The following is a 20,515-nucleotide window of genomic DNA, read 5'->3' as shown; positions in this document are numbered from 1 at the left end:
TTATTCTTTTTGTAGGTGATTTATTACTAAAGCATAGCCTGTCCTATATATTCTATTATATCACTAGCAACCAATCCATTTCCATACTTTTTATATGCCCAATCTCCAGCAGCTCCATGTAAATACGCTCCAAGAACTGCAGCATCATATGGACTATATCCTTGGCCTACTAAAGATAAAATAATTCCAGTTAAAACATCTCCTGAACCTCCTGTTGCCATTCCAGTATTTCCAGTTGTATTTATATATACCATCTCTCCATCCGTTACTACTGTACTTGCTCCCTTAAGTAGAACTATGCATTCATATTCCTTTGCAAATTTTAAAGCTACCTCTACCCTATTCTTATTTATATAATCTATACTTAGGCCTGTAAGTCGTGAAAATTCACCAGGATGAGGTGTTAATATAATAGGACATTTTTTAAAATTAAGTTTTTCCTTTATGTTACAAAGTAAGTTTAGGCCATCTGCATCTATAATTAATGGCTTTGTTAAGTTTTCTAGTATATATGATAGAGTAGAAATAAAGTTTTGGTTTTTTCCAAGACCTACTCCAATTGCAACTGCATCATAGTTTTTTATTATTTCATCTACATCCTCATTTTTTAATGTAATGTATCCATCAGTTTCTCCACATACTTTATATGTCGCCTCAGGCAAAAATGATGCAATTCTATCTACAATACTTCCCTGAACTACACATGTTACGATACCACTTCCTGTCCTTAGGGCTGACTTTGCAGCTAATGTTACCGCCCCCGACATATAGTAGCATCCACCTATTACTGCAACCTTACCACAACTCCCTTTATTTACATCATAATGTCTTTTTTTTAAAAGGTGTTTGGGATAACCTCCATAGGTTGATGTTATGTTTAACTCCTCTTCATCAATGCAGGCCTTTGGAATTGAAATGTTATCCACAAAAACATCTCCTGCATGTTCTCTTCCTTCATTTAATAATAGTCCTAGCTTTAGTGTCCCAAAGGTTACTGTTTCATTTGAAATTACTGCACATCCCATTTTAAAACCATTGTCTGAATTGATTCCAGATGGTATGTCAACTGAAATTGTATACTTTGAATGGCTGTTTATTATTTCTATTACTTCTTTAAAAATTCCCTCAACATCTCTATCAAGGCCTGTTCCAAATAGTGCATCAACTGTAATGTCGCTAAATTTTATATCATTTATCAACTCATCTAATCTCTTTTTTATTAAAACTCCCATATTCAGTAGAATATCGTAGTTTGTCTTTGCATCGCCCTTTATTTTGCTTTCATCTCCAAACAAGTATACATTTACTTCATATCCATTTATATATAAAAGGCGTGATAGTGCAAAACCATCTCCGCCATTATTCCCTATACCACATACTACTGTTATTCTTTTTGCATCCCTCTCTTTAATTCTTTTAAAAACAGCCCATGCTGCATTTTCCATAAGAACAATGCCAGGGATTTTAAATTTTTCAATAGCCCTTTTATCTATATTTCTCATATTTTGTGCCTTAGCAACCTTCATTTCTCTACCCCTCCATAACCACAAAAGCAACAGCATATTCTCTACAGTGTGATATTGAAATCTGTATATTTTTTATTTCTTTTTCTTCTGCAATTTTTTTAGCACCTCTATGTAGAACCACATAGGGTGCCCCATCTCTTTTTAGTATTTCAATATCCTTAAAAGAAAAGCCCTTTATACCTGTTCCTAGGGCTTTTGATACTGCCTCCTTTGCTGCAAAATATCCTGCAGCACTTTCGACATTCTTATTTTTAAGGTATTCTATCTCATTTTCTGTAAAAACTCTATTTATAAAGTTTGTTTTTTCTATTGCTCTTTTTATTCTGCTTATCTCTATTATATCTGTTCCTACTCCCTTTACCACATATATCACCTTTTTTTATTTAATTGTAACTCTAATTTTATGCAAGTACAAGCTTTGCTTCTATCTTAGAAACTTCATTGTCAAAATCGCTTACCCATTCATCAACATACTCTCCTATAATTTCAACTAGATGTACTGGAGATACTTCATTTTTCTGTAGATAAATTATTAATTCTAATACCTTTGTTCTATCTGTGCTGACATAATCTACCCAATTCTTTTCGATGCTTATAACTTTATCATCTACTATTTCTTCTCTCAACACCTCAATACCAAAACACTTTATATCAAATTCATCATCCCCAACGTTTATTTTTTTACAATTTTTAACTAAATAGTATTTATATACATAACTTTTGTTGTCGTCTAATATTGTTCTACAGCTAGCTATTTCAACAACGTCTCTCATAATTATCCCCCTTAATTTAATTTTCTATTATATTTTAGCATGCATCCATTTTAATATATGTTGAAATTTGAGAATAATGACAAATATTTTTTCAACAATATATTTCAATTTTTGATGACATCAATTTTATTTTTTATTTAGATATACATTATATTCCAATTATATATGGTACAGCATTGTATTTTGTCGTAATTTATTTTTATGATATAATACATTTGGAAGGGAGGTTTAAATATGGAAAAGATTAAAATAAAACAAATGTCACTGGAAGAGGCTAAAAAGCTTGGAATTGACAATTGGGGAAGATGGAGCTGCGGTGTTTCAAAATTTGATTGGGAATATGATGAAACTGAAACATGCTATATATTTGAAGGAGAAGTTATAGTTACAACTCCAATTGAAACTGTAACAATTAACGAAGGAATGCTTGTAACATTCCCAAAGGGATTAAAGTGTACGTGGGATGTAAAAAGACCGATAAATAAGGCCTATACATTTGAGCCAGTTGTGTAAAATACAAATATAAATTATTTTAAAAAGCCCCAATAATGGGGCTTTTTAAATTTTAAGATAAAAGCAGTTTATCCTTTAAAAACTCATTGATATTCTTTGGCAGTCCGCAGGTAAAGTTTTTACAAACATATGCAAGGGGTTCATCCTTTATTTGAATCTCTCTTATATGAGGTATTAATCTCTCATCCTCATCCTTTGTTTTTGATATTACTAAAAGGTTTTTTATGTATTTGCTTCTTACAGGCTCTATAAATCTTTCTACTTCTTTAATATCCTTTGAAGCTATCACTACATCAATAGGCTCTGATAATATCAAATCCTGAACTAGCATAGCAAAGCTGTGGGCAGATTTTATTGCCCTAATTTCCTTTGCAAAGCAATTTAGAATTCCCTTTGATAAGTCTAAATATTTTGTGTCACCTGTAATTCTATAAGCAAGGTATAGCACATATGAAGCAACTGAATTTCCAGATGGTACAGCACCATCATATATTTCTTTGCATCTTAAAATCAGTTCTTTTGTTTCCTTTGTTAAGAAAAATCCTCCCTTTTCTTTATCTAGATAATTCTCAATCATTTTATCAATTAACATCAAAGCTTCCTTTAAATATTTTACTTCTTGACTTGATAAATACAGCTCAATTAATCCCCATGTAAAGAAGGCATAATCATCTAAAATAGGTTCTATTGAATATTCTCCATCCTTATATCTATGCTTTAATCCATCCTTTGATAAGTTCAATATAAAATCTGCTGCCCTCTTTGCCATGTTGATGTATTCACTATTATTTAATATAAATCCTGCTCTCGATAAAGAAGCTATCATAAGCCCATTCCAATCTGTTAATATCTTCTCATCTCTAAGTGGCCTTATTCTATTTTCCCTAAATTTATAAAGCTTCTCCCTTATTACTTCAAGTTTTTCTTTATATTCATCATAATCCTGTGTTTTATATAGTATATTCTGTCCTGTTTTTTCACCTGTTGCCTCCTCCTCAAAGTTTCCCTCTTCAAATAGATTATATACCTTATTTGCTATTTTAAATTCCTCTTCATCTAAAATGTTCTTTAACTCCTCTAGTGTAAATGTGTAAAATTTTCCTTCTACTCCTTCACTATCAGCATCTTCTGCAGAATAGAATGCCCCCTCCTTTGAAGTTAGATCTCTTTTTACATATTCTATAACTTTTTCTACAACCTCCCTATACTTTTCATACTTAAACATTCTATAGGCTTCAGCATAGGTGAGAGTTAATAGTGCTTGGTCATACAACATCTTTTCAAAATGAGGAAGCTTCCATTCCCTATCTGTTGAGTATCTGTGGAATCCAAACCCAACGTGATCAAATATTCCACCCCTCATCATATGATCAAGTGTCTTTGTTACCATCTCTTTTATTTCTTCATCTTTATTTTCTGCATAAACGCTCATCAAAAACAACAAGTTATGAGGAATTGGAAATTTGGGCCTCTTATTAAAACCACCATGAAGCCTGTCAAATACAACCTTAAATTCCTCTACAGTTTCAAATACATCCTCTTTATTTAATGTTCCCTTTTTGTCTTCATTGTTTAATTTCCATAATTCTCGATAGAGCTTCTCTGAAGAATCAAGTAGCTTTTTTCTGTCGTTTTTCCAAAGGTCATCAATTCTCTTTATTAAATCCTTCATGCCTATTCTATTATATACTGTCTCCTTTGGTATGTATGTGGCTGAGAAAAATGGCTTTTTATCAGGAGTCATTATAATAGTTAAGGGCCATCCTCCATGTCCTGTCATCATCTGGCAATACATCATATAGATACTATCTATATCTGGCCTTTCTTCTCTATCTACCTTTATGCATATAAATGTATCATTTAACATCTTTGCAACCTCTTCATCTTCAAAGCTCTCCTTCTCCATAACATGACACCAGTGGCAAGTGCTATAGCCTATACTTAAAAATATAGGCTTATCCTTTTCCTTAGCTTCCTTAAAGGCTTCGTCACACCATGGATACCAATCAACAGGATTATTGGCATGTTGAAGTAGATATGGGGATTTTTCATGTATCAATCTATTCATCTTAATCACTCCCTCATATTTTTTAAACTTATTTTTCCCTATTTTTAAAAAATAGAATAAAATATTTGTTCCATTCTAAATTGTTATTTTCAAAATTTTCTTGATTTGTAATTTAAGGTATGTTATAGTAGTAATGAAATGTAATATTATTCTAATTTTAGGAAGGGAGGTTGTACTAATGCTTAATAAGAAATATTTTCTAATCAAATTAAATAGTATTGTATCTATGGTACAACCTGACCTTAATACGTCCGATTAATATATTATCCTTGTGTAAGTATGGTCATAGGTTTAGTACCTATGGCCTTTTTTATTTGCTTGGAGGTGATTATATGTTTTTTAAATTCATGAAGGGATATAGAATAAAATATATATTTGCAAGTATATCAATTATCCTTTCATCTCTTTTGTCTGTTCTTATTCCTATAATTATCAAAACAAGTATTGACTCAATTATTGGGAATAAAGCAATTGAAGAAAAATATATACTTTATCTTTTTAATTCTCTTGGAGATAGGAATTATTTAAGACAAAATATTTATATAGTTGCCCTTTTGATTGTTCTTGTAACAGCATTAAATGGACTTTTTATGTATATAAAGGGAAAATGGGCAAATGAGTCTGCTGAAGCTGTTGCTAAAAATTTAAGAGATAATCTCTATAGCCATCTTCAAAGGGTATACTATGATTTTCATGTTGAAGTTAAAACTGGAGATTTAATTCAAAGGTGTACTTCAGATATTGAAACCATAAAGAGCTTTTTGGCTGTTCAATTTGTAGAAATTGGAAGAACAGTATTTATGGTTATATTTATATTATCCATAATGTTTTACTACAACGTTAAATATGCTCTTGTTTCAATTTCTCTACTTCCATTAATATTTGCTGCATCTTATATATTCTTTAAAAAAGTTAGAAAACAATTTCAGCTTTGTGATGAGGCAGAAGGTGAAATGTCTGCAGTCCTTCAGGAAAACTTAACTGGTATCAGAGTTGTTAAAGCATTTAATAGAGAAGAATATGAAATAGAAAAATTCGAAGAAAAAAATAGAACATATAGAGATCATCTTTTAAAACTTATGAAAACATTTGCCTATTTTTGGTCCTCCTCAGATGCTATGTGTATGCTTCAAACCTTCTTAGTTGTAATATATGGCGTTAATCTTGCATCAAAGGGAGTAATCACATTAGGAACACTTATAATTTTTATTAGCTATATTTCTATGCTTCTTTGGCCAGTAAGACAGCTTGGAAGAATTTTATCTGATATGGGTAAAAGTTTTGTTGCAATTGAACGTATAAATGAAATATTAAAAACGCCTCTTGAGGATTGCAACTTTGGAGAAAAACCAAAAATTGAAGGTAATATTGAGTTTAAAAATCTATCCTTTTCATATAAGGATGGAAAGGAAGTTTTAAAGAATATAACATTTAATATAAAAAAGGGAGAAACAGTAGCAATAATAGGACCTACAGGTTCAGGTAAATCCACATTGGCTTATTTACTTTTAAGACTTTATGACTATAATAGAGGCTCTATTAAGATTGATGGAGTTGAGCTAAAAAAGATCAATAAAAACTTTTTAAGGCAAAATATAGGGCTTGTTCCACAGGATTGCTTTCTATTTTCTAAGACCATAAAAGAAAACATTTCAATTGCTGAAAAAGGTGTAGATGAAGAGAAAATATATGAAGCAAGTAGAATTGCAGATATACACGATACAATTTTGTCCTTTGAAAAGGGGTATGAAACACAGGTTGGTGAAAAGGGGGTTACCCTATCTGGAGGGCAAAAGCAAAGGGTTGCAATCGCAAGGTGTGTACTTAAAAACTATAAAATTTTAATTTTTGATGATTCATTAAGTGCTGTTGATACGGAAACTGAACAGCATATAAAAACAAGGCTTAAAGAAAGGAGTAAAGATATAACAACAATCATAATAACCCACAGACTTACAACAGCCCACGAATGCGACAGAATAATTGTACTTGATAAGGGTAGAATTGTTGAAATGGGAAGTCATGATGAACTTATAAATAAAGGTGGTTTCTACAAAAGGCTATGGGATATTCAAAGTCAGCTTGATGAAGAATAAGGTGGTGATTTTATGGAGATTAAAGAACAGGAGTTTAAAAAGAATTTCGATCTACACCTTTGGAAGAGATTGTTTGATTTCTTAAAAAGGTATAGAAATTCTGTAGTTGTTTTGGTTTTTGTTATGATAGGAGTTGGAATAATTGATGCGACTTTTCCTTTCTTAAATAAATATGCCATTGATAACTATGTAAAAAAAGGTTCACTAAATGGATTTTGGAAATTCATTTTAATTTATATAGCCTTTATTGTTCTTCAGGTATTTAATGTATGGTGGCTTATTGCTCTTGCTGGAAAAATAGATATGGGACTTTGCTATGATATAAGGAAAAGTGCCTTTAATAAGCTACAGAAACTCTCATTTTCCTTCTATGATAAAACGCCAGTTGGATGGATTATGGCAAGGCTTACATCAGATGTTTCAAGAATTGGAGACACTTTGGCTTGGGGTATTGTTGATTTTATTTGGGGAATTGCTATAATGGGCTCTATTGTAGTTTACATGTTTATACTAAATGTCAAGCTTGCAATAATTACATTAAGTGTTGTCCCATTTCTTGTTATATTGAGCCTGTATTTTCAAAATAAAATTTTATTTGAATACAGAAAGGTAAGAAGGATAAATTCACAAATTACAGGAGCCTTTAATGAAGGAATCATGGGAGCAAAGACATCAAAAATATTAAACATTGAAGATAAAAATATATATGAATTTAAGAATTTGACAAATAGTATGTTTTCATCCTCTGTAAGAGCAGCTGTATTATCCTCCATATATATGCCTCTTGTTATGACCCTTGGAAGCATTGGCACAGCCCTTGCACTTAACTTTGGAGGAAAGGGTGTTATTCTTGAAAAGATTAGTTTTGGTACTTTAGCTGCATTTATCTCCTATTCCATTCAGTTCTTTGATCCTGTTAGAGAACTTGCTAGAGTCATGGCTGAATTTATATCTGCTCAAACAGCTGCAGAAAGGGTTATATCATTAATAGATGCTGAGGTTGAAATAAAGGATACTGGTGAGAAATCAAAAATTAAAAAAATAAAGGGAGATATTGAGTTTAAAGATGTATGTTTTTCATATGAGGATGGGAAAAACGTACTTGAGAATTTTAACCTAAAGGTTAAGGCGGGTCAAAGCATTGCTCTTGTTGGAGAAACTGGTTCTGGAAAGAGTACCATTGTTAATCTTTTATGCAGGTTTTATGAACCAACAAAGGGAACAATTTATATAGATGGAGTAGATTATAGATCAATACCACTATCCCTTCTACATTCAAGCCTTGGATATGTACTTCAAACGCCACACCTTTTTAGTGGAACTATAAAGGAAAATATTCAATACGCTAATTTAGATGCAAGTATTGAAGAGATTATTGAGGCTGCAAAACTTGCAAACGCACATGATTTTATAATGTCACTAGAAAAGGGGTATGACACCGAAGTTGGTGAAGGTGGAGCTAAACTTTCCGTTGGTCAAAGGCAGCTTATATCAATTGCAAGAGCAATTGTTGCAAATCCTAGCATATTTATATTGGACGAAGCAACATCCTCTGTAGATACTGAAACTGAACACCTAATTCAACAGGCAATAGCAAAGGTTTTAAAGGGAAGAACAAGCTTTATAATTGCCCATAGACTCTCTACAATAAAATCAGCTGACAGAATACTTGTTATAAAGGATGGAAAAATAATCGAAGATGGTAGCCACAAAGAACTTATGAAAAAGAGGGGATATTATTATAGGTTGTACACAAATCAGTATCTACTTGAGCAAGAAAAGAATATATTTGGTTAAAGAAAATAAATCATAAAATTAAGCACCAATAAGGAGTCTAAAGTGCTCCCATTGGTGCTTAAAATTATTTATCACCTACTATAGCTTTTTATTCTGTCTAGAACTCTCTTTGCATCTTTATCTTTAAGAGGAGTTGGTTGATAGTTGTTTCGATTTGTTACTGACGAAACTGAACATGGTATTATTTCATAGTTTTTATTATCAATCAATTTACCATCTTTAAATTTAAATGTCTGCTTAAATATAAATGTATCCTTATCTTGAGGATTTTTGTTTCCTCCAAAGCAGAAGTTTCCAAGACTATATATTATCATTTTACCCTTATAATTTTCTACACCCTGAATTACATGTGGATGATGTCCTAGTATTAGATCTGCCCCTGAATCTATTGTAAACCTAGCTAGGCCTTTCTGAGTTGCATTGGCAAAATATTTTCTCTCCTCTCCCCAGTGGAAGCTAACTATAACAAGTTTTGCTCCCTTTGATTTTAGGTATTTTATATCACTCTTTATTCTGTTTCTTAATGCCTTGGTATTACTCCAACCTTCATATCCTAACAATCCAACCTTTATTCCCTTTATTTCAACTATTCTCCTATGTTCTCTACCAAAATATATTATTCCACTTTTTCCTAAATAGTTTATTGTGTCTTTATATCCCTTAACTAAATAATCGTATGTATGGTTATTATTTAGTTTATAATATTTTAATTCAGCTTTTAATCCTTCTACACCTGAAGTTGATACAGTAACTTCTTTATTATCATCATTAATTGTTGGTATATAATCATTTCCATATTGATCCTTAACTGTTAGAATTCTTGTAAATGGTTTTGCATCTTCACCATTTATTTTACCAGCGATCAGACCAGTTGTTATGTTATTTCCAAGGCNGAATTACATGTGGATGATGTCCTAGTATTAGATCTGCCCCTGAATCTATTGTAAACCTAGCTAGGCCTTTCTGAGTTGCATTGGCAAAATATTTTCTCTCCTCTCCCCAGTGGAAGCTAACTATAACAAGTTTTGCTCCCTTTGATTTTAGGTATTTTATATCACTCTTTATTCTGTTTCTTAATGCCTTGGTATTACTCCAACCTTCATATCCTAACAATCCAACCTTTATTCCCTTTATTTCAACTATTCTCCTATGTTCTCTACCAAAATATATTATTCCACTTTTTCCTAAATAGTTTATTGTGTCTTTATATCCCTTAACTAAATAATCGTATGTATGGTTATTTGCAAGATTAACAGCCTCTATGCTACCAGCCTTTAAAATATTTGTAAACTCAGGCAACCCCTTAAATCTAAACTTTTTATTTGCCATTTTTGTTTCGTTTGTAAGTGTTCCTTCAAAGTTTACTATAGTTAAATCATCTCTACTGAATATGTCCTTTACATTTTTAAAGAAATATGTATAGTCTTTATTTTGTTTAAAAAATTCATCATTAAAGGAATTTGTATAACCAAAATTTACATCATACCCTAATGTACAGTCACCTGCTGCAGAAATTGTAATGTCTATTATGTTGCTTTGAGCCTGAGTGCTTAATTGTTGAGTATTTACATCGCTTACACTTGTTTCACCTTCAGCTTTAACTATGCTTGTACTTGTCATAGATAAAGTGATTAAAAAAATTACTAAAGTCCTTAAAACCTTTTTCATCACACCACTCCCTTCACCTAATTTCCATACTATTTTAATATATATTCGATATAAATTCAAATTATTGTATTTTATTTTTTCTATTAGAAATTGATACTAATAAAAATAATCCCATATGAACTTTAAAATTCATATGGGATTTATATTAAACAAATAAATATGACACTGCATTAAATAAATATCCGATTATTAGTATTCCAATTGAAACTATTGCAACAAATATTGATAATAGCTTTGGCTTTACTACTTTACTTAGCATTATCATTGAAGGAAGTGATAGGGCTGTTACTGCCATCATAAAGGATAATATTGTACCAATTCCTACTCCCTTTAAGAATAGAGCCTCTGCTATTGGTAGTGTTCCAAATATATCTGCATACATCGGTATTCCAACTATTGTTGCAAGTACAACTGAGAAAGGATTTTTACCTCCCACAACATTTTCTATAACATTTTGTGGTATCCAGTTGTGTATTGTTGCACCAATACCTACACCTATTAAGATGTAAATCCATACTCTTTTTATAATGTCTCTAACCTGTCCCTTTGCATAATCTATTCTATCTTTTCTTGTCATCTCTGGCACTTCTACATCTACATTCTCAATCTCTTTTACATAGCCTTCAACATATTTTTCAAGTCCAAGCTTATCTATTAAAGTACCTCCTATTACAGCAAGTATTAAACCAACAACAACATATGCAAGAGCAATTTTAAGTCCAAAGAAGGACATTAGCAGTAAAAAGGATGCAAGGTCAACCAATGGTGATGATATTAGGAATGAAAAGGTTACCCCTATTGGAAGTCCTGCTGAAGTAAAACCAATAAATATTGGAATACTTGAACAGCTACAGAAGGGAGTTACAGTTCCAAGTAGCGCACCAAGTATATTTCCCTTTATCCCCTTTATTTTGCCCAGTATCTTTTTGGTTCTCTCTGGTGGGAAATAGCTTTGAATGTATGAAATAAGAAATATTAATACAGATAGAAGTATAAATATCTTTATTGTGTCATATATAAAGAAATGTATACTTCCACCAACTCTTGTATTTACATTTAATCTTAATACATTTTCAACAAATGCTTTAACTAAATCAGACAACCACTTCATTTTAAGAAGTTGGTCATTTAGCCAACTAAATATAAACATATTTATGCCTCCTTTATTTAAGAATTTAATTATATACTTATATTATACCTTTTACTATACAATGTCAACAGCTATTAGTTATATATTAATATAAAAAAGATGGGTTTTGGCCCATCTTATTGGTTTTTCTCCATTATCTCTATATTATTAGAAGGATATAATACAATTCTAACTTCTCCACCTGTATCTTTACCAACCAGCTTTATTCTGCTTCTACCCTTAAGCAAATCTAGTTCCATACTTCCCTCTTGAGTTCCTTCCAATATTTTAGTTATTTTATTATTTGTATCTATAAAAACTACCTTAAATTTACCCTTTGAAACCTTTGAATTAAAATCTATCTTTAGCTTTGAGTTACTAGCAGCTTCAATAATATAAATTGTCTCCATACCTGTGAAGCTTGAAAATTTTATGCTTGTCTTATTATCCTCAACTACTCCATTTCTTACTAAAAATGTATAGCTATCCCCCTCAGATGCTATTTTTTTATCATCATAATATATGGATTTTTGATATTCTGTCCCTCTGCAGCCTACTGTGAAGATTAATATAATCAATATAAAAAGTGTTGTAAAATAGCTTTTAATATACTTCATTTTGACCTCCAAATAACAAATAGTATAACAATATATATTATGCCTATCTTTTGGATAAATATTCCATCAATCTTTCAAATAACACATTATGCACCTTAGGATAGGTCAAATTATCTGGAGCCTTTGTAAATAATTTTACTTCTTCTATTTCACTCTCAGGTAGTTTTCCTAATTCCTTAATATCTGCATAAAACAATCTTCCATATGTAGTTCTATCCTCTATTGTAACTGAATAATCACAAATAGCTTCAAGATTAAAACCTATTGCACCTGTTTCTTCAAACAGTTCTCTAGCTGCTGCCTCATAAACATTTTCATTCTTCTCCTTATGTCCTACAGGCATCTCCCATGTATCCTTCCCCTTCTCACGTACAAATACCCATTTATTATCGTAAAGAGCAAATATAAATACATAATCAAAATCATCATCACTTATACTTCCTAAATCAAAAAAGGTTATATTCATATTTATCCCCCCATTTTTAATACTAAAGATAATTTTACCATAATAGTTATAAAATTAAAATTTATACCTTAATTAATTAAAGATTATTTCAAAATCTTCTCTTAAAATAAAACTCACACTTAGGATAAATCTAAGTGTGAGTTTTTCATTACTCAACTGTAACTGATTTTGCTAGGTTTCTTGGCTTATCAACATCACAACCTCTTTCAACTGCTGTGTAATATGATAGTAGTTGTAGAGGAATTACTGATAGAACTGGTGCAAGTAGTGGTAGTGTCTTTGGAATATAAACAGTTTGGTCAACTACCTTTTCTATATCTTCATGTCCATCAAATGCAACACCTAAAACCTTTGCCCCTCTTGTTACTACTTCCTTAATATTGCTTACCATCTTTTCAAATAGATCTTCCTGTGTTGCAAGTGCGATAACAGGAACTCCCTTGTCAATTAGAGCTATTGGTCCGTGCTTTAATTCACCTGCAGCATAAGCCTCTGCATGGATATATGATATTTCCTTTATCTTAAGTGCTCCTTCTAATGCTACTGCAAAGTCAAGTCCACGTCCAAGGTAGAAGATGTCCTTATGACCATAATTCTTTGCAGCAAACTTTTGGATTTCTTCTTTTCTGTTTAGAACTTCTTCTGCCTTTTCAGGAAGCTTTAATAGTTCATCTCTTATTACTCTATACTCCTCTACTGTCATCTTGCCATTTAATCTTGCAAGGTATAGTGCAACTATATAGATTGCAATAAGCTGAGTTACATATGCCTTAGTTGAAGCAACTGCAATTTCTGGTCCTGCCCAAGTATATAGTATATCGTCTGCTTCTCTTGCAACTGAGCTTCCTACAACATTTGTTATAGCTATTACTCTTGCTCCTCTGTTTTTAGCTTCTCTTAATGCTGCTAAAGTATCGGCAGTTTCACCTGATTGTGAAATTACCATCATTAAAGTTCTTTCGTTTATAATTGGATCTCTATATCTAAACTCTGAAGCAATATCAACTTCAACTGGAATTCTTGCAAGCTTTTCAATAACATATTTTCCAACTAATCCTGCATGGTATGCTGTACCACAAGCCACAATGTAAATCTTGTCTATATTCTTTAGGTCTTCTGCTGTAAGCTTAATGTCATCTAAAACTATTTCATCTGAATCTGCAACTATTCTTCTTGTTAGAGTATCTCTTATTGCCTTTGGCTGTTCGTGGATTTCCTTAATCATAAAGTGTTCATATCCACCCTTTTCAGCCGCTTCAGCATCCCAAGTTACATGGAATACTTCCTTTTGAACTGGAAGACCTTCCTTTGTCATTATTTCAACTTTATCTCTAGTTAAAACAACTATTTCCTTATCATTTAATAGATAAACATCTCTTGTATATGCAAGTATTGCTGGTATATCTGAAGCTATAAAGTTTTCTCCCTCTCCAAGACCTACTATAAGTGGGCTGTCCTTTCTAACTGCCACCATCTTATCAGGTTCATGGCTACATACAACTCCTAGTGCATAGGAACCTTCTATTTTATCTAGTGCCTTCATTACAGCCTTTACTATATCTCCTTCATAGAAGTAGTCTATAAGATGTGGCACAACTTCTGTATCTGTTTCTGATTTAAATTCATATCCTAAAGTTTGAAGCCATTCTCTAAGTTCAAGGTAGTTTTCAATTATACCATTGTGAACTACGCTTATTGTCATGTCCTTATTGTAATGTGGGTGTGAGTTTACATCTGATGGTTCTCCATGTGTAGCCCATCTTGTGTGTCCAATACCCATAGTACCTTCAATTGGACTTTGGTTTAGTTTTTCTTCAAGATTCTTAAGTCTACCCTTGCACTTTTCGATGTTTATACCCTTTTCATTTATTATAGCAACTCCTGCGGAGTCATATCCTCTATATTCAAGCTTTGATAAACACTCTACTAAGAGTGGCGCCGCCTGTCTTTTACCAATATATCCTACTATTCCACACATATTAATGTCTCCTTCCTAATTTATTTTGTCTTTGACCTGGCCCCTTTGTCCCTAAAATCGCTTTTAGGTTTTGTCTGGCCGCTTTCGGTGGTCAGCCGCAGGGCATCCGCCGATTACTCGATAAACCCTGTCCTCGTCAACTTACCATTGGTAAGTCCCGGCGCTTTTATTTTTGTTATTCTAACTAACAGCCTACCTATCTTTTACCTCACCTCCTTTAAAGATTTCAAAAACTGCCTCAAAAGAGGCAGTTTATTTTAATTATACAAAAATTTATCTTCTTGTATAATATTATTTTATTAAATTAACAAATTATTTACTTCTTTCTTCAATTAGCTTTGCAAGTCTTGTTGCCATATCATTTATTTCTTCTTGATTTTCTCCCTCAAGCATTACTCTAACAAGAGGTTCTGTACCTGAAGGTCTAATTAGTACCCTTCCTCTTCCCTCTAGTGCCTTTTCTACCTTTTGAATTTCTGAAACAATAACCTCATCTTCAGTATATGCATATTTCTTTTCATTTGTTACCTTAGCATTAACTAAAACCTGTGGAAGCTCCTTCATAATTGAAGCAAGCTCTGACATCCTCTTACCACTATTTTTAAGGGTTATTGCAACCTTAAGTGCTGTAATTAATCCATCTCCTGTTGTGTTATGGTCAAGGAATATTATATGTCCTGATTGCTCTCCACCTATCTTATATCCACCCTTAATCATCTCTTCTAGAACATATCTATCTCCAACCTTAGTCTTTACTGTATTTATACCTTCCTTTTTGCAAGCAATATCTAATCCCATATTGCTCATTACAGTAACAACTAAAGTATCCTTATCTAGTTTACCCTGCTTTTTCATTTCACTTGCAAGTATTGTCATTATGAAGTCACCATTTACAATGTTACCCTTCTCATCAACAGCAAGGCATCTATCTGCATCTCCATCAAATGCAAGACCTAAATCACAACCCATCTTTACTGTAAATTCTCTTAATTCATCCATATGTGTTGAACCACAGTTTTTATTTATATTCTTTCCATTAGGATTGTTATGGATTACATGTACTTCTGCTCCAAGCTCTCTAAATACCTTTGGTGCTATATAGTAGGATGCTCCTTCTGCACAGTCAAGTGCAATCTTCATACCATCTAATCTTGTTCCTGCAACTTCTTTTAGAAATTCTGCATAAAGTTCAACTGCATCCCCTCTATGTTCTCTTACACCTAAATCTTCACCTATTGGTGATGGGACTTCTGCTAATCCATTTTTTATAACCTCTTCTATTCTATCCTCTACTTCATCTGGTAGCTTATACCCATCCTTATTAAAGAACTTTATTCCATTATACTCAACTGGATTATGGGATGCTGAAATTACAACACCTGCATCTGCTCCAAGCTTTCTTGTTAAATATGCAACTGCTGGAGTTGGAACGACACCAACACAAATAGCGTGTGCACCAACAGACATAATACCTGCAACTAGTGCACTCTCAAGCATATCACCTGATATTCTTGTATCCTTACCAACTACTATTGTAGGCTTATGAGCTCCTTCTGTTAAGACATATGCACCAGCTCTTCCTAATTTATATGCAAGTTCTGCAGTAAGTTCTGTATTTGCAATACCTCTTACTCCATCTGTTCCAAACATTCTTCCCATGATTATCCTCCCAACCATTATGTAATTACAACCTAATCTATGATAACATAGAATTATCAAATGTTAAAGAGGAAATTTATTAAGTTCTACTTAAGTAAAACTTTTACAATAACTAATATAGATTAGCCCCATGAAGGATATCTTAGGTATTATTTCATAGACCATCTAAGAATCACTTCATGGGGCTTTTTTAAATCAGAGCTACTATAATTTAAGCTTATGCTTTAACATCTGTTCCCTTTGAAGCCTTTGAACTAGATAAAACTTTATATGTCTCAACAATTAACTCTATAGCAAATATAAATAGAAGAATTGCTATTACAAGTAGAACATAGTTCTTTGCCTTTAGGAAGTTTAGTGATAATATAACAAGTGCTGTAAGTGTTACCGCAAACATAAATACCATGGGAACTATAGTCATTATATTCTTCTTATTATTTCTAGCAAGCCATGCAGTAACAGCTAAGAGTGCTAGAGCTGAAAGTAATTGGTTTGCTGTTCCAAATATTGGCCATATCTTTTGATAACCATACATCAATAGTAATGCTGAAATAACTACTGTAATTAAAGTTGATACATACATATTGTTAAGTTTAGATTCTTTACCCCATACTGTTTCAACATATTCTTGGAAAATATATCTTCCAAGTCTTGTTGCTGTATCTAGGCTTGTTAATGCAAATGCTGTAAATGCAAGAGTTATAAATACCTTACCCACTTCAAATGGTATTCCTATTTTAGACATAAATGTTGCAACACCTGAAGCAAAAACTGCTGCTGGTGCTCCCTCTGCCTTTGCAACATATGCAACTGATATTAATGCAATAATAGCAAGGAAGCCCTCAATAAGCATTGCACCATATCCTACAAGCTGTGCATCGCTCTCCTTATCTATTTGCTTTGCAGATGTACCTGAACTTACAAGTGAGTGGAATCCAGAAATTGCACCACATGCAACTGTAACAAATAGTATTGGGAATAGGTATTGTGCTCCTGCCTTAGTTGTTACAGTAAATCCCTTAAATGCTGCAAGTTGTAATGTAGGTCTCATAACTAGAATTCCAAGGAAGCCTCCAATTAACATTGCATATAGTAGGAAGGAATTTAGATAATCTCTTGGTTGAAGTAGTAACCATACTGGAAGTGTTGATGCAAGGAATATATAAATTAATAATATAACGTACCATGCTTTTTTACTAAGTGCAATGAATGGGAATTTATATCCAATATATATTGCAAGGAAAATTAGTATTACACCTACAACTGTTGAAACAGCTAAGTTATATCCCTTTCTATAAACCATAAAGCCAAATAAAACAGCTAAGAATATAAATAAAACTGAAGCAGTTCCTGCAGCTGGTCCTGCTTGGAATCCCTTAACCTCAGGATTATAAGCAAAGGCTGATGCAACTATATCTGTAAATGCAGCAACAACAAGAATTAATGTTAACCAAGCAAATGTATTAAACAACTTTTTACCCTTTTTACCTACGTTTACCTCAATTATTTCTCCGATTGACTTTCCTCCATGTCTTATTGATGCAAGAAGTGAACCAAAGTCGTGAACTGCACCAAAGAAAATGCTTCCTATTACAATCCATAAAAATACTGGGAGCCATCCAAATATTGACGCTTGAATTGGTCCTGCAATTGGTCCTGCACCTGCAATTGATGCAAAGTGGTGACCTAAAAGTACCTTTGAATTGGTTGGAACATAATCCACGTTGTCAAAGTTTGTGTGGGATGGTGTAGGTCTCTTTGGGTCAATTCCCCACTGTTTTGCAAGATAAGCTCCATACGAAACGTAAGCTACTAGAAAAACAATGATGCCAATAAAGATAAGCCATAAAGAACTCATAAAACCCCTCCTTTTTTATTTTAAGGTGTAATTTGATACACCTTTTTAACCCGTTTACCCTCCCTATTACAAATAATGTCTTGTCCATTTAAATCAACTGCCAAAAGTCTTGTATCAAACCATCCCCTAAGCCCAAATAAGAATGTCTTGGAATTTTTAAATCTTTTAATTACATCCTTTACCCCTTCATCAATTGAATCAAATAGTACAACTCCATTTATGTATGTAGACATATGATTTTTTGTAGGGTTAACAACTTCTTCGGATACTTTCTTTAAAAAATCTATAAATTCATTAATTGCATGTACATCAATATAATTATAGTGTTTTAAAAATACATACTCATAATTTTCAAATTCATCTATTACATCTTTTTTTGTCAAAAATGTTCTACCATTTAAACTATAGTGTTTAGCAAACAAGTCTAATTTTAAGTTTAAAATGTTTTTATCAAACTCTATATCAAAATATTTTTCAAACTTTTGAGCTAACATTTTAATATACTCATTTTTGTTCAAAAAAACCCCCTCCTTATTTTTTATATATTATCTTCTACAGAACTTTATGACTTCCTTCAGAAATTTATTTCTTTTTTCTGAAAATTAACATTTAATAAAACATTATGTCATTTTTGTTTTTAATGGTATAATCATTTATGGGGGGATGAATTTGCAACATAAAAACACATTTAAATATGATATAAAAAGAACTTTTATGTTTTACACAATAATACCAATTGTAATACTTGCTTTTTCATCTTACATGATATCAGTTTATATTTTTATGCATAATACATCTTCATACAACCAAAATCAAAATAGACATTTGCAAGATTCATTAAATGAATATTTCAAAAACTATGAAACAATATTAAATGATCTATCTAAAAACAGCTCAATAATTAGTACTATAAAATCTAAACAAACTGACGTAGAAACATGTCAATTACTTTATAACTATATAAATTCAACAGGTGTAAAAACATACTTTTATGTATTTGATAAAGATAAAAATATAATTATATCAAACACAAATAAAACACCTCTATATGCTGAAAAAAATAAGTATAATCTTGGAATTTTGTCTCGTTTAGAAACCTCAAAGGAAGATCATTTAGTAGAGTGCAACTTAGATTCAACTAATCTTGAAAATACAATAACATATGGAGCAAAAATAAAAGAAAATAATACAGTAATTGGATACTTGACATTTGACATATACGCAGATTCTCTTATTAAGCACTATCTTTCCGATTATTCATTAATAACAGTATTAACTGATAGATATGAAAATGTACTTTTTACAACAAGTACATTACCTATAACAAGACAAGGTAAGCTAGAAAATTTTATAAAGGATAATGCTGGGTTTATAAAATATTTTAAATGTTATTACTTTATAACTAAAAGTAACAGTTATAATGGCATATTCAATATATACACAATCAATTCTTTAGGTAATATGATAACCATCTTTAAAATAATAGGTATACTTCTCATTACATTTATAATTATTTTAATAGCATTTTTAATGTATTCATCATCTAAAGTATCTAAAAACAAAACAAGAGATTTAGATAAGATACTAAAGGCTCTCGAAAACGTTCAAAATGGGGATCTGAATACAAGACTTAATATAAAAACTAACATTGAATTTAAAATAATATCTGATGCTTACAATAAAATGCTAGATGACATAAAAAACTTAATTGAATTAAATAAAGAAGAAGCAAAGCACAGTATAATATCTGAAATTAAACAACTAGAATCGCAATTTAATCCTCACTTTCTTTTTAATACACTTGAGGTGATTAAATATATGATCAAAATAAATCCTCAAGATGCAACAAAAATGATTATAAACCTTTCAAAGCTTTTAAGGTATAGTATTGATAATAATTATTCTGAAGTAAGTATAGAAGATGAACTAAATTACACTAAATCTTATCTTGAAATAATAAAGACTCGTTTTAAAGAAAAATTTGAATATGATATAAAAGTGGACAACCATCTAATTAATTGCTTGGTTCCAAAGCTTATATTTCAACCTATAATAGAAAACTGTGTTGAACACGGATATAAAGGTGATAATAAACTGAATATTGATATTTGCATAGAAAATAAAAACAATAACTTAAATATATCCATAAAAGATAACGGTATAGGTATAAACCAAAGTAAATTAGAAGAAATAAATGAAATATTAAAAAATAACCAAAACAAATCAAATCATTTAGGTATTTATAATGTACACAGAAGAATTCAACTTTTGTATGGAGATGAATATGGAATTAAAATTAAAAGTAAAGAAAATGTTGGCACTGAAGTTTTTATAAAATTGCCTTTAAATTTTAAAAAGGAGTGTTAA

The 20,515-nt window shown here is 31.5% G+C and carries 17 protein-coding genes; 4 read left to right on the top strand and 13 right to left on the bottom strand.

The window, feature by feature from the left end; all coding sequences use genetic code 11:
- Window positions 1-26: 26 nt before the first annotated feature.
- Genes TCEL_RS03260 through TCEL_RS03250 form a run of 3 tightly spaced genes read right to left on the bottom strand, consistent with a single transcriptional unit; the run spans window position 27 to window position 2,299 of the window.
- Window positions 27-1,526: a bifunctional ADP-dependent NAD(P)H-hydrate dehydratase/NAD(P)H-hydrate epimerase gene (locus TCEL_RS03260; protein ID WP_018661088.1), complete on the bottom strand. Its 1,500-nt coding sequence runs from the start codon at window positions 1,524-1,526 to the stop codon at window positions 27-29.
- Window positions 1,527-1,530: 4 nt separating this feature from the next.
- Window positions 1,531-1,890: a holo-ACP synthase gene (acpS, locus tag TCEL_RS03255; protein ID WP_018661087.1), complete on the bottom strand. Its 360-nt coding sequence runs from the start codon at window positions 1,888-1,890 to the stop codon at window positions 1,531-1,533.
- Window positions 1,891-1,927: 37 nt separating this feature from the next.
- Window positions 1,928-2,299, bottom strand: a complete 372-nt coding sequence (locus tag TCEL_RS03250) for a DUF6514 family protein (protein ID WP_018661084.1) — start codon at window positions 2,297-2,299, stop codon at window positions 1,928-1,930.
- Window positions 2,300-2,533: 234 nt separating this feature from the next.
- Here TCEL_RS03250 and TCEL_RS03245 point away from each other — a divergent pair, with 234 nt between their 5' ends.
- Entirely contained in the window at window positions 2,534-2,812 is a 279-nt protein-coding gene (locus TCEL_RS03245; RefSeq protein WP_018661083.1) for a cupin domain-containing protein, read from the top strand.
- 52 nt (window positions 2,813-2,864) lie between these two features.
- Here the strand turns inward: TCEL_RS03245 and TCEL_RS03240 are convergent, their stop codons facing one another.
- The gene (locus TCEL_RS03240; RefSeq protein WP_018661081.1) at window positions 2,865-4,880 is read right to left on the bottom strand and encodes a thioredoxin domain-containing protein; all 2,016 of its coding nucleotides are present in this window, start codon (window positions 4,878-4,880) and stop codon (window positions 2,865-2,867) included.
- A gap of 332 nt (window positions 4,881-5,212) precedes the next feature.
- On the opposite strand from TCEL_RS03240, the gene TCEL_RS03235 reads away from it, so the two are divergent.
- Both TCEL_RS03235 and TCEL_RS03230 read left to right on the top strand, forming a co-directional pair.
- Complete coding sequence (locus TCEL_RS03235; protein WP_018661079.1) at window positions 5,213-6,976, top strand: ABC transporter ATP-binding protein; 1,764 nt, start codon at window positions 5,213-5,215, stop codon at window positions 6,974-6,976.
- A gap of 12 nt (window positions 6,977-6,988) precedes the next feature.
- Window positions 6,989-8,773 carry an ABC transporter ATP-binding protein gene (locus TCEL_RS03230; protein ID WP_018661077.1) on the top strand — a complete coding sequence of 595 codons (1,785 nt, stop codon included), beginning with the start codon at window positions 6,989-6,991 and terminating at the stop codon, window positions 8,771-8,773.
- A 71-nt stretch (window positions 8,774-8,844) separates the two neighbouring features.
- On the opposite strand, the gene TCEL_RS13150 is transcribed toward TCEL_RS03230, so the two are convergent.
- The 9 genes from TCEL_RS13150 to TCEL_RS03185 all read right to left on the bottom strand — a co-directional run bounded on the left by TCEL_RS13150 (window position 8,845) and on the right by TCEL_RS03185 (window position 18,666).
- Window positions 8,845-9,546, bottom strand: coding sequence for a CapA family protein (locus TCEL_RS13150; RefSeq protein WP_242823448.1), 702 nt, complete (start codon window positions 9,544-9,546; stop codon window positions 8,845-8,847).
- Between the two features lie 106 nt (window positions 9,547-9,652).
- Entirely contained in the window at window positions 9,653-10,393 is a 741-nt protein-coding gene (locus TCEL_RS03220) for a CapA family protein (RefSeq protein ID WP_423219075.1), read from the bottom strand.
- Window positions 10,394-10,586: 193 nt separating this feature from the next.
- A complete protein-coding gene (locus TCEL_RS03215; RefSeq protein ID WP_018661072.1) occupies window positions 10,587-11,591 on the bottom strand; it encodes a permease in 1,005 nt (334 codons plus the stop codon).
- A 116-nt stretch (window positions 11,592-11,707) separates the two neighbouring features.
- Window positions 11,708-12,187, bottom strand: a complete 480-nt coding sequence (locus TCEL_RS03210) for a hypothetical protein (RefSeq protein ID WP_018661070.1) — start codon at window positions 12,185-12,187, stop codon at window positions 11,708-11,710.
- A gap of 43 nt (window positions 12,188-12,230) precedes the next feature.
- Window positions 12,231-12,653: an NUDIX hydrolase gene (locus TCEL_RS03205; RefSeq protein ID WP_018661068.1), complete on the bottom strand. Its 423-nt coding sequence runs from the start codon at window positions 12,651-12,653 to the stop codon at window positions 12,231-12,233.
- Between the two features lie 148 nt (window positions 12,654-12,801).
- Window positions 12,802-14,631 (bottom strand): glutamine--fructose-6-phosphate transaminase (isomerizing), encoded by a 1,830-nt coding sequence (gene glmS / locus TCEL_RS03200; RefSeq protein ID WP_018661066.1) that lies wholly within the window; start codon window positions 14,629-14,631, stop codon window positions 12,802-12,804.
- Window positions 14,632-14,943: 312 nt separating this feature from the next.
- Window positions 14,944-16,290, bottom strand: coding sequence for a phosphoglucosamine mutase (glmM, locus tag TCEL_RS03195; RefSeq protein ID WP_018661064.1), 1,347 nt, complete (start codon window positions 16,288-16,290; stop codon window positions 14,944-14,946).
- Window positions 16,291-16,507: 217 nt separating this feature from the next.
- Window positions 16,508-18,148, bottom strand: a complete 1,641-nt coding sequence (locus tag TCEL_RS03190; RefSeq protein WP_018661063.1) for a carbon starvation CstA family protein — start codon at window positions 18,146-18,148, stop codon at window positions 16,508-16,510.
- 20 nt (window positions 18,149-18,168) lie between these two features.
- Window positions 18,169-18,666: a DUF8052 family protein gene (locus TCEL_RS03185; RefSeq protein ID WP_018661061.1), complete on the bottom strand. Its 498-nt coding sequence runs from the start codon at window positions 18,664-18,666 to the stop codon at window positions 18,169-18,171.
- Between the two features lie 151 nt (window positions 18,667-18,817).
- Between TCEL_RS03185 and TCEL_RS03180 the strand changes: the two genes are divergently transcribed.
- A complete protein-coding gene (locus TCEL_RS03180; protein WP_018661058.1) occupies window positions 18,818-20,515 on the top strand; it encodes a sensor histidine kinase in 1,698 nt (565 codons plus the stop codon).

It is taken from the genome of Thermobrachium celere DSM 8682 (assembly GCF_000430995.1).
In the GTDB taxonomy this organism is placed as follows: Bacteria; Bacillota; Clostridia; order Clostridiales; family Caloramatoraceae; genus Thermobrachium; species Thermobrachium celere.
The sequence above is the reverse complement of the archived record's forward strand: the minus strand, read 5'-3'. Positions and strand labels throughout refer to the sequence as shown.

What these genes read in the sequence shown, in the direction of transcription:
- TCEL_RS03260 (WP_018661088.1), bottom strand. Translation starts at nt 1,526, where the DNA reads ATGAAGGTTGCTAAGGCACAAAATATGAGAAATATAGATAAAAGGGCT.
- TCEL_RS03250 (WP_018661084.1), bottom strand. Translation starts at nt 2,299, where the DNA reads ATGAGAGACGTTGTTGAAATAGCTAGCTGTAGAACAATATTAGACGAC.
- TCEL_RS03245 (WP_018661083.1), top strand. Translation starts at nt 2,534, where the DNA reads ATGGAAAAGATTAAAATAAAACAAATGTCACTGGAAGAGGCTAAAAAG.
- TCEL_RS03240 (WP_018661081.1), bottom strand. Translation starts at nt 4,880, where the DNA reads ATGAATAGATTGATACATGAAAAATCCCCATATCTACTTCAACATGCC.
- TCEL_RS03235 (WP_018661079.1), top strand. Translation starts at nt 5,213, where the DNA reads ATGTTTTTTAAATTCATGAAGGGATATAGAATAAAATATATATTTGCA.
- TCEL_RS03230 (WP_018661077.1), top strand. Translation starts at nt 6,989, where the DNA reads ATGGAGATTAAAGAACAGGAGTTTAAAAAGAATTTCGATCTACACCTT.
- TCEL_RS03215 (WP_018661072.1), bottom strand. Translation starts at nt 11,591, where the DNA reads ATGTTTATATTTAGTTGGCTAAATGACCAACTTCTTAAAATGAAGTGG.
- TCEL_RS03210 (WP_018661070.1), bottom strand. Translation starts at nt 12,187, where the DNA reads ATGAAGTATATTAAAAGCTATTTTACAACACTTTTTATATTGATTATA.
- TCEL_RS03205 (WP_018661068.1), bottom strand. Translation starts at nt 12,653, where the DNA reads ATGAATATAACCTTTTTTGATTTAGGAAGTATAAGTGATGATGATTTT.
- glmS (WP_018661066.1), bottom strand. Translation starts at nt 14,631, where the DNA reads ATGTGTGGAATAGTAGGATATATTGGTAAAAGACAGGCGGCGCCACTC.
- glmM (WP_018661064.1), bottom strand. Translation starts at nt 16,290, where the DNA reads ATGGGAAGAATGTTTGGAACAGATGGAGTAAGAGGTATTGCAAATACA.
- TCEL_RS03190 (WP_018661063.1), bottom strand. Translation starts at nt 18,148, where the DNA reads ATGAGTTCTTTATGGCTTATCTTTATTGGCATCATTGTTTTTCTAGTA.